We start from the raw sequence: 2028 nt of genomic DNA, 5'->3' as shown, positions 1-2028 counted from the left end.
AAACCGGAGTACGCGCTCACTTTCATAGTTTATCTACAGGTAAAGCGGTTAAACTGATTCGTGAAGCACAGGATCGGGGGCTACCTGTCACTGCCGATGTCAGCGCCCACCACTTACATCTTTGTGAACATGACCTGGGTAATTACGATAGTTTCAGTCATGTGATGCCACCTTTACGAGGTGTACGGGATCGGGAACAGCTAAAACAAGGCCTGCGCGATGGTGTTATCCAGGCAGTCTCTTCTCATCATCAACCGTTGGATGCGGATGCCAAACTGGGTCCATTTGCAGAAACGACGCCAGGGCTTTCAGCGCTGGAAACCCTGCTACCTCTTACCCTTAAATTAGTGGAAGATGATGAAATCAGCCTGCATCAGGCTATCGCCAGTCTGACCTGCCAACCCGCAGCTATTCTGGGTATTGACGCTGGACAGCTCAAAGCCGGTGCCAGTGCAGATATCTGTATTATTGACCCGGATGTGCAATATGACTGCCTGCCATCAGCTTTTATCAGTGCAGGCAAAAACAGTCCGTTTGGCGGCTGGTTGTTCCAACATCAGGTCAGCCATACCCTGTTTCAGGGTAAAGTCGTTTATCAACGCGAGCCTAACTAACCCTCCCGGAGTCTTCAAAATGACTATTATCCGTTATTGTTTCCGATTTCTTGGCCTGATGGCATTAACCATAGCCCTCTCAGCCTGTACTCCCGAGGTCGGCTCGGATGAGTGGTGTGTACATATGAAAGAGAAACCCAAAGGCGACTGGACCGCAAATGAAGCCGGTGCCTATGCGGAGCATTGTCTTCTTTGATGGTGACAGAAAATAAATTATATGCTCTGGATTTTGACGGGGTAATTTGTGATAGCGCGATTGAAACCGGTATAACTGGCTGGCAAGTCGCAACGCAACTCTGGCACGACATGCCTAAAGATTTGCCTGAGCAAATCATGATTGATTTTCGCTATGTCCGACCGGTTATGGAAACCGGTTTTGAAGCCATCTTAATTTGTCGGCTGTTATTTGAAGGATTAAACCCCGACCTTTTAATGTCAGACTTTTCCAGACAAATAGACGCTATTTTATCTCGAGATCAGCTTGATACCACAGAATTGAAAAAACGCTTCGGCGAGTACAGGGATAACTGGATTGAAAATGATTTTTCGGGTTGGATAAAAATGAACCCGCTTTATACGGGTATCGACAAACTGCTGCAGCAGATTCCATTGTCCCAGCTTTTTATTATTACTACCAAGCAGGAACGTTTCGTTCGGGCCATTCTTCAGGCAAACCAGGTAGACATTATCCCGACGCATATTTACGGATTAGATCGTAAATTGAAAAAACCGCAAATCCTCAACGACTTGCAACAATCACACCCTCAAACAACCATTTTATTTATTGAAGATCGTCTGCCTACCCTATTGGATGTTATCCACACTCCATCGCTATCCACTATCCAGTTATATTTGGCTAACTGGGGGTATAACACCACTCATGACATGCAAGCTGCCCGGCAGCATCCACGAATAAACACCTTGGAAACACCCTCTTTGTCTGACTTGAAATACTGCTGATATAAAACGTATTGTCATCCATTATAGTGACGCAAATAACTGACATTGCTTGAGGCCACTTAAAAGGCATCCGTGTGTAATTCATTTGAGCCATTAGCCTAATAAAATGCTGTCAGCCATCCATCTATCACATCGATAACGCGTTATATCATCAGATAGAAATTTGCTCATACATACCCGGGGTAGGTTGATCTGTGGATATACTGATTCCGGCCAATAATAGTGGCCAGCTAGTTTGATGGGGGGGGGATTTCTACTACAAACAATTTTTCTGAAGTTTGAGCAGATTTATATTGGTAATGATAGTTATAGCGTGGAAACGAGCGTCGGATGGTAAGTTTCACTGGTTATCCTGGTATCACCTGTTTCGCTTTATTAATTGAAACAAACTTGATAACCAGGCAGCACTAACTATGAGGGAAAGGTCTACCAAAAAAATGGCGGAGCGGACGGG

At 45.1% G+C, this 2028-nt stretch carries 3 protein-coding genes; all 3 read left to right on the top strand.

What is annotated here, in order from left to right:
- Window positions 1–614 (top strand): dihydroorotase (locus B3182_RS12835; RefSeq protein ID WP_292753003.1); only part of this gene is annotated, 614 nt, incomplete at its 5' end.
- A gap of 19 nt (window positions 615–633) precedes the next feature.
- Complete coding sequence (locus tag B3182_RS12830; protein WP_292358554.1) at window positions 634–810, top strand: DUF3012 domain-containing protein; 177 nt, start codon at window positions 634–636, stop codon at window positions 808–810.
- On the top strand, window positions 810–1574 hold the full coding sequence (locus tag B3182_RS12825; RefSeq protein WP_292358556.1) for an HAD family hydrolase: 765 nt from the start codon (window positions 810–812) through the stop codon (window positions 1572–1574). Before B3182_RS12830 ends, B3182_RS12825 begins: the two co-directional genes overlap by 1 nt.
- Window positions 1575–2028 lie beyond the last annotated feature (454 nt).

It is taken from the genome of Methylophaga sp. UBA4204, from assembly GCF_002379485.1.
Lineage (GTDB): Bacteria > Pseudomonadota > Gammaproteobacteria > Nitrosococcales > Methylophagaceae > Methylophaga.
The sequence above is the reverse complement of the archived record's forward strand: the minus strand, read 5'-3'. Positions and strand labels throughout refer to the sequence as shown.